Here is a 5,808-nt window from a genome sequence, read left to right on the forward strand (position 1 = left end):
GCTTTGGTAATATCAATATGGCAATAACCATTTGGGTTTTTCTTCAAATAATCTTGATGATATTCTTCTGCTACGATGTAATTTTTAAGCGGTTGCACCTCAACTTGCACTGGTTTTTTATATTTGGTTTGAAGCTGGGCGAGAGCTTGTTCGATCACTGCTTTATCTGCCCCATCTTGATAATAAATCCCTGTGCGATATTGTCTACCACGGTCGTTACCTTGTTTGTTTACACTCGTTGGATCAATCACTTTAAAATAATATTTAAGCAATTTATCTAACGAAATTTGGTTTGCATCGTAAGTAACTTTTACCGTTTCTGCGTGATCGGTTACGCCAATCATCTGATAACTGGTTTTTTCCGTATTACCATTGGCATAGCCAGAAATCGCATCTTTCACACCGTGAATACGCTCCATATATGCTTCCATACCCCAGAAACAACCACCAGCAAGATAAATTTCTCGAATGTTTTGTGTATTTTCCATTGCCATTTTTTGTTCTCCAGATGATGATGTTGAATTTTGTATTGCTAAAGTTGGTGTAGCACTGCAAAGTGCGGTAATAAATAGAAATGTTTTTGATAGTTTCATTGCTTTTCCTTATGAAGTAAAAATTAACGTTACATAAGGTTAGACGGCGAAGAATTGGATTTCTTACAGATTTTTGTAAAATTTTTAAGAAAAATGACCGCTATATATCGTTATAACCTATAAATTTTCTTTATTATTCGGCTCTACATCCCTAAATTCTTTCATCATTTTGCTTAATGTCTCACAATTTCTTTGAAAACGACGGCAATGTGGGCAGGTAACTAAATGTACTTTTAGCCCCACTTTTTCTTGTATATCTAATGAACGTTCGTGCGATTCAGAAATCATTCGAGTGGCTTGGCGACAACGCATAATCTCTCCTAAAGTTTTTTTGAAAGACAGTTTTGCAACTGTAAACGAGCCCGATAAAGGGTGGTATGTAAATTAGACGAAGTTAAATGCGTTTCTTGACAAATTTCTTCAGATGAAAGCTCTAAAAACTCTCGCATCATAAAAATTTTTGCCTGTTTGGCGGGTAAACAAGTCAAACAAGTTTCAAAAATCAGCCAAAATTCATCGGAATACACAGTTTCTTCTTCGCCTTGTAATTCACTCGGGTAATGTTCTGGTTTCCAATGCCCCTTTTCATCAAAAAATGAATTATTGGTATTTTCATCTTCAAGTTCACTTTCTAAAACAAACCGCCCTTTCTGACGTAAATAATCGATAATTTTGTTTTTGAGAATGGCGAAAACCCAGGTTTTAAAAGCGGATTGATGCTTAAAATTATCAAGATTTTTGAATGCACTTAAAAAGGCTTCTTGTACTAAATCTTCGGCAAGATCAGCTTGATTAACTTGCAATCGTGCAAATGTCAGCATTTGAGTGCGAATTTGCTGAAGCTCAAGATCAGATATAACATTCATTTTAATTCCTTTAAAACTTATATAAGAAATGAAACCCACTTCCTTTAACATACTAAGGTTGTTATTTTTACACTCAAAAAAGGAAATTTAAAATGAAAAATTTTACATTGAAAACTGCAATCTTAGGTATAGCTATGTTATTTGGTGCAAGCACTCTTTACGCAGAAGAAATGAAATCTGATGCCATGCCAATGAAATCAGAACCCATGATGAATACCTCAATGAAAAAAATGATGAAATCAGATGATATGAAAATGCACTCTGACCACATGATGAAGTCTGATGAGATGGAAATGAAATCTGATATGAAAATGAAATCTGATAAAAAGATGAAATCAAATAAAAAAATGAAAATGACAAAAGAAAAAATGTAAAAAACAGTCTGTAAAAGTGCGGTAAAAATCTCAAAAATTTTTTACCGCACTTTCAATACCAACAGAACGCGGACAGTCTATTTCATCTACCGTAATAACCTCTCCCCCTATATTCACCAAATCGTCAATATCTTGTAAGAATCAAATATCTGGATATAAAACACCTTAAAACGAGAACCTTTTTAGAATAAGGAATACCTAGAAATCTTATTTTTAAGCTAAGAAGGGAGAAATGAAACAAAAGCGACCAAATTCTGTAAGACTTAAGTAAAAATTTGACCGCTTGGTAAGTACTATTCAGTTATCAACCTCGTATAAAGCAAATCCCAATCTGCAATATCTTTATCAATGGAAGCTAATACCAATCCATTCTGTTTAGCTGTTGCAAAGTGCATAATATCAAAATTATGCTTATCAATTTTCTTTGGCGTTTGCCCACTATCTTGACGCAAACGTCTTTCATATCGAAATAACTTAGCCGCCAAATCTGCAATCGGCTTATCAATATTCAAATTACTGAGTCTATTTAATACCGAAAGATGTTTTTCGTAATTAGGAATATCCACCCAATCAACACCACGCAATACCTCATAATAAATAAGCGGTGTAATATAAACGATGTTTTGCGAATCTGATAACAACTCACGTAAACGCTGAGCCTCTATACTGCGATTATTTTTAATTGCGGCAATTAAAATATTGGAATCTAATAGCACTTTATTATTTAATGGGACTTTATTTATAGACATATTAAGCTCCTAATAAATCTAATAATGCCTTCTTCATATCAGATTGAGATTCTGCTGTAGTATTTTCAAGACGTAACTTGTTGAGACTCACTCCAAACGCTTCATCTAATAAGTCAATCAACGCAGCTTGACCCGCATTTTGAATAAGTTTCGTCACCACAACATCATTTTTTTGAACTAGCTGATATGCAGCTCCATCAACTAATTGAGTTAGTACTAGAGAAGAATGCGTAGTAATTACAAAATAGGTATTTGGAAAAATTTTTGTTAGCAACGGTAATATCTTCGTTTGCCATTCAATATGTAGATGGCTTTCAATTTCGTCAATCAAAACATAGCCTTTTACTTGCTCAATATCTTCCGAATTTGTGAAATAAGAATAGCCAGCTACAATAGATTGAACAATTTTAATTAAAGAAGCAAATCCACTACTTAACTCGCTCAAATAATGTATTTTTCCATCCAATTTAATGGTTACACGTTCTCCATCTGGCGATTTAAAATCTTCAGGAGCTGCACTTATGCGAGAGTCAATCTGATTTAAAATTCGCAATACAGCTAACAATTCCACCTCACGATTATTTTCACGAAGTTGATATCGATTAGATGAATTTGCTCGCTGAATAAACCATTCATCAATCGAACCTTGCATATTTAAAGTAGAAAAACTGTATTGCATTTTATCAATAACAGATTCCACATAAGCTTTTTTTCTTGTCTCAAATTCGCCTATTGCACCATCCACATTACCCCGTTTTTGTTGGATTTCTCCTCGATTTTGTGCTGCCAAATAAATTATAGGAAAGTCATGGAAACTCTTCGACTCAATAGCATCTGATATTCTTATATAAGAAGAATTCTTTTTTATAAAGTCAGAAACCTTAGTCTTATTAATAAGTGCTTTTTCAAATACAATTTTGTCAGAATAAACATAAAAATTATCTGCCACATATTTATTCGTAAAGAATAATTGCGTGTAAAGCGATTCTAAAGTTTTAGTTTTACCGACTCCATTAGAGCCAATAATCACATTCATTTTTTTATTAGAGAGTTGTAAATTAATACAGCCCACTCCCTTTACATTCTTAAATTCAATATGCTGATCTAATAACATACCGTAATCCTATTTTGTTTGTAAGCATAGATATAAAACTAGTTTACCATTTAATAAACTAGAACAATCGAATTTGTAAAATATTTTGCCAGTCCAATCATCCATTTTTATTATCTATCATTTAATTATATAGATTTATCTGTGGCATCTCTAAATTTTTTCACCATTTTGCTTAATGTTTCACAATTTCGTTGAAAGCATCGACAATAAGGGCTGGTAGTTAAAGACAGTTTTAGCCCAACTTTTTCTTGTATATCTAATGAAATCTATTTTTTAACTATTTTTACACTCAAAAAAGGAAATTTAAAATGAAAAATTTTACATTGAAGCTGTTTCGCGAAGTTAAGAAAAATCTGGTGTTTAAGAAAGAATAATTAGGATAAAAAACGAGCATTTTCAATTTAACTTGATGCTAAACAGAAAATGCTCGTTTTAGATGCTAATTTATCCGATTAGATTGGTTGTTTTATCCTTACCAAACCCAGCCAGCCCCCATTTGATAGGAAATTTTACTGTTTTTGCCTGCATTCACAGCGATACCGCTTTTTAATGTGATATTTGCTTTTGGTGTGTAACCTACGCCAATCGCCACTGCATTACGGCTGCCATAACCGCCCACCGCAGCAGAAAAACTCGCTTTTCCGACCGCTTGTGGCAATACTAAACCAGAAAGTGCGTTAGCCGCCGCCAAACCACGTTCTAATTTGCTGTCTAATTTTCCTAATTTGCCATTTAGCTCGTTAAAATCTGATTGGAAATTATGCACTTGCGTTTGCAATGTGCCTAATTTGAGGTCGGTATATTGTTTTGCATCTGATAAAGTTTTTGCATCGCCCGCTTCACGTTTAACAGCTTCTTCCGTAATTTGTGAAACCACTTCTTTTTTTGCTTGAACAATTTTACTATCCACACCTGCGATTTTAGTTTCGATATCTGTCACTTTTGTATTTAATGGGTTAAATTTTTCATTGGTATATTGTTTTGCATCTACTAACGTTTTTGCATCTGCTTTTTCCATTTGTTTTTTATTTACAGCATCGGTATCTTTTACGGCTGTTTTTACATTAGCAATATCTTTCAGTGCCAGCCTTACCTACAGAAACTTCATCCGATCTTGTTGTTATTGCCTCAGAACCTAATGCAACACTGCTACTATGTTCAGCTTTTGCATCAGAACCAATAGCTACTGCTGACGATTTTAAGGCTTTTGCACCATCGCCAATTGCCACTGTATAACTTTCCAATGCCTTACTTTCTTTCCCTAATGCAACAGATTTACCACCTGAAGCCTTTGCCTCTTTACCAATTGCCGTAGAACCATCATTTGCTTCAGTTTCCTTGCCAATTGCCACGGCATTATCTCCAAGGGTTTTCACGCTATATCCTAACGCCACTGTATAATTTACCTTAGGTTTGGTATTGTCAGATGTCTTCGCTTCATTTTCTTCGCCAAATACAATATTATGCTCCCCCTCCACTTTATTTTTATAGCCTGATACAACGTTGTAGGTATAATCATTTACATTACTGCTATTTTTGCCTACCATATTTTGAAAACCAGACACAGTCTGATAGACACCATACACTTTATTTCCTTGCCCAAACACCTGGCTTGAAGCACCTTTTACTGTATTACTCAAACCATAAACCTGTAAATTACCATTACCCCCACCATAAAAAACGCCTGTTGCATTATTACTAAGCCCTACAACTACCGTACTATTTACCCGTTAAAGTGTTGTTATCGCCAACGATTAAATTATTAGTTGCGTGAGATAATTTAGGATTAGGATTAGAAGTATCAGTACCTTTAACATCATTAATTTTATTAGTTTTTAAATTACCGATAATGATATTGTTATTGCTCGTACTATCAGATGTACTAATATCTTTCATTCCAAAATTTTGTGAAAAGTTAGTATTTGAAGTGGCAGGGGGAGAAGTATCTGCTAAAGCTGGATTAGTGAATATTCCACCAATAATGGAGAGAGCCGTAGTTATTGTGCAAGATGGGAAGAAAAGGTTAGTGTTTGTTTGTTTGTTTGTTTGTTTGTTTGTTTGTTTGTTTGTTTGTTTGTTTGTTTGTTTGTTTGTTTGTTTGTTTACAGAATT

At 33.9% G+C, this 5,808-nt stretch carries 9 protein-coding genes and 1 pseudogene; 1 reads left to right on the plus strand and 9 read right to left on the minus strand.

Annotated elements, in window-relative coordinates:
- The 3 genes from msrA to KH943_RS08915 form a co-directional block, all read right to left on the minus strand.
- The coding region (gene msrA, locus KH943_RS08905) for a peptide-methionine (S)-S-oxide reductase MsrA (RefSeq protein WP_304110129.1) at positions 1-593 on the minus strand (593 nt) is incomplete at its 3' end.
- A gap of 117 nt (positions 594-710) precedes the next feature.
- Positions 711-905 carry a zf-HC2 domain-containing protein gene (locus tag KH943_RS08910; RefSeq protein WP_304110132.1) on the minus strand — a complete coding sequence of 65 codons (195 nt, stop codon included), beginning with the start codon at positions 903-905 and terminating at the stop codon, positions 711-713.
- 8 nt (positions 906-913) lie between these two features.
- On the minus strand, positions 914-1,459 hold the full coding sequence (locus tag KH943_RS08915) for a sigma-70 family RNA polymerase sigma factor (protein WP_304110134.1): 546 nt from the start codon (positions 1,457-1,459) through the stop codon (positions 914-916).
- Between the two features lie 92 nt (positions 1,460-1,551).
- Between KH943_RS08915 and KH943_RS08920 the strand changes: the two genes are divergently transcribed.
- Positions 1,552-1,833: a hypothetical protein gene (locus KH943_RS08920; protein ID WP_304110137.1), complete on the plus strand. Its 282-nt coding sequence runs from the start codon at positions 1,552-1,554 to the stop codon at positions 1,831-1,833.
- 293 nt (positions 1,834-2,126) lie between these two features.
- On the opposite strand, the gene KH943_RS08930 is transcribed toward KH943_RS08920, so the two are convergent.
- The 6 genes and pseudogenes from KH943_RS08930 to KH943_RS08955 all read right to left on the minus strand — a co-directional run.
- A complete protein-coding gene (locus KH943_RS08930; RefSeq protein ID WP_304110140.1) occupies positions 2,127-2,582 on the minus strand; it encodes a type II toxin-antitoxin system VapC family toxin in 456 nt (151 codons plus the stop codon).
- A gap of 1 nt (position 2,583) precedes the next feature.
- Positions 2,584-3,696 carry an AAA family ATPase gene (locus KH943_RS08935; protein ID WP_304110143.1) on the minus strand — a complete coding sequence of 371 codons (1,113 nt, stop codon included), beginning with the start codon at positions 3,694-3,696 and terminating at the stop codon, positions 2,584-2,586.
- Between the two features lie 125 nt (positions 3,697-3,821).
- Positions 3,822-3,962 (minus strand): zf-HC2 domain-containing protein, encoded by a 141-nt coding sequence (locus KH943_RS08940; RefSeq protein ID WP_118858829.1) that lies wholly within the window; start codon positions 3,960-3,962, stop codon positions 3,822-3,824.
- 206 nt (positions 3,963-4,168) lie between these two features.
- Positions 4,169-4,714 (minus strand): YadA C-terminal domain-containing protein, encoded by a 546-nt coding sequence (locus KH943_RS08945; protein ID WP_304110146.1) that lies wholly within the window; start codon positions 4,712-4,714, stop codon positions 4,169-4,171.
- Between the two features lie 46 nt (positions 4,715-4,760).
- Positions 4,761-5,336, minus strand: a complete 576-nt coding sequence (locus KH943_RS08950; RefSeq protein WP_304110147.1) for a hypothetical protein — start codon at positions 5,334-5,336, stop codon at positions 4,761-4,763.
- A gap of 79 nt (positions 5,337-5,415) precedes the next feature.
- Positions 5,416-5,808: pseudogene (locus KH943_RS08955) on the minus strand (adhesin); the annotation flags it as partial.

The sequence above is a fragment of the Haemophilus parahaemolyticus genome, from assembly GCF_018373095.1.
In the GTDB taxonomy this organism is placed as follows: Bacteria; Pseudomonadota; Gammaproteobacteria; order Enterobacterales; family Pasteurellaceae; genus Haemophilus_A; species Haemophilus_A parahaemolyticus_A.

Coding starts and splice junctions, on each gene's coding strand:
- KH943_RS08910 (WP_304110132.1), bottom strand. CDS start 905: ATGCGTTGTCGCCAAGCCACTCGAATGATTTCTGAATCGCACGAACGT.
- KH943_RS08915 (WP_304110134.1), bottom strand. CDS start 1,459: ATGAATGTTATATCTGATCTTGAGCTTCAGCAAATTCGCACTCAAATG.
- KH943_RS08920 (WP_304110137.1), top strand. CDS start 1,552: ATGAAAAATTTTACATTGAAAACTGCAATCTTAGGTATAGCTATGTTA.
- KH943_RS08930 (WP_304110140.1), bottom strand. CDS start 2,582: ATGTCTATAAATAAAGTCCCATTAAATAATAAAGTGCTATTAGATTCC.
- KH943_RS08935 (WP_304110143.1), bottom strand. CDS start 3,696: ATGTTATTAGATCAGCATATTGAATTTAAGAATGTAAAGGGAGTGGGC.
- KH943_RS08945 (WP_304110146.1), bottom strand. CDS start 4,714: ATGGAAAAAGCAGATGCAAAAACGTTAGTAGATGCAAAACAATATACC.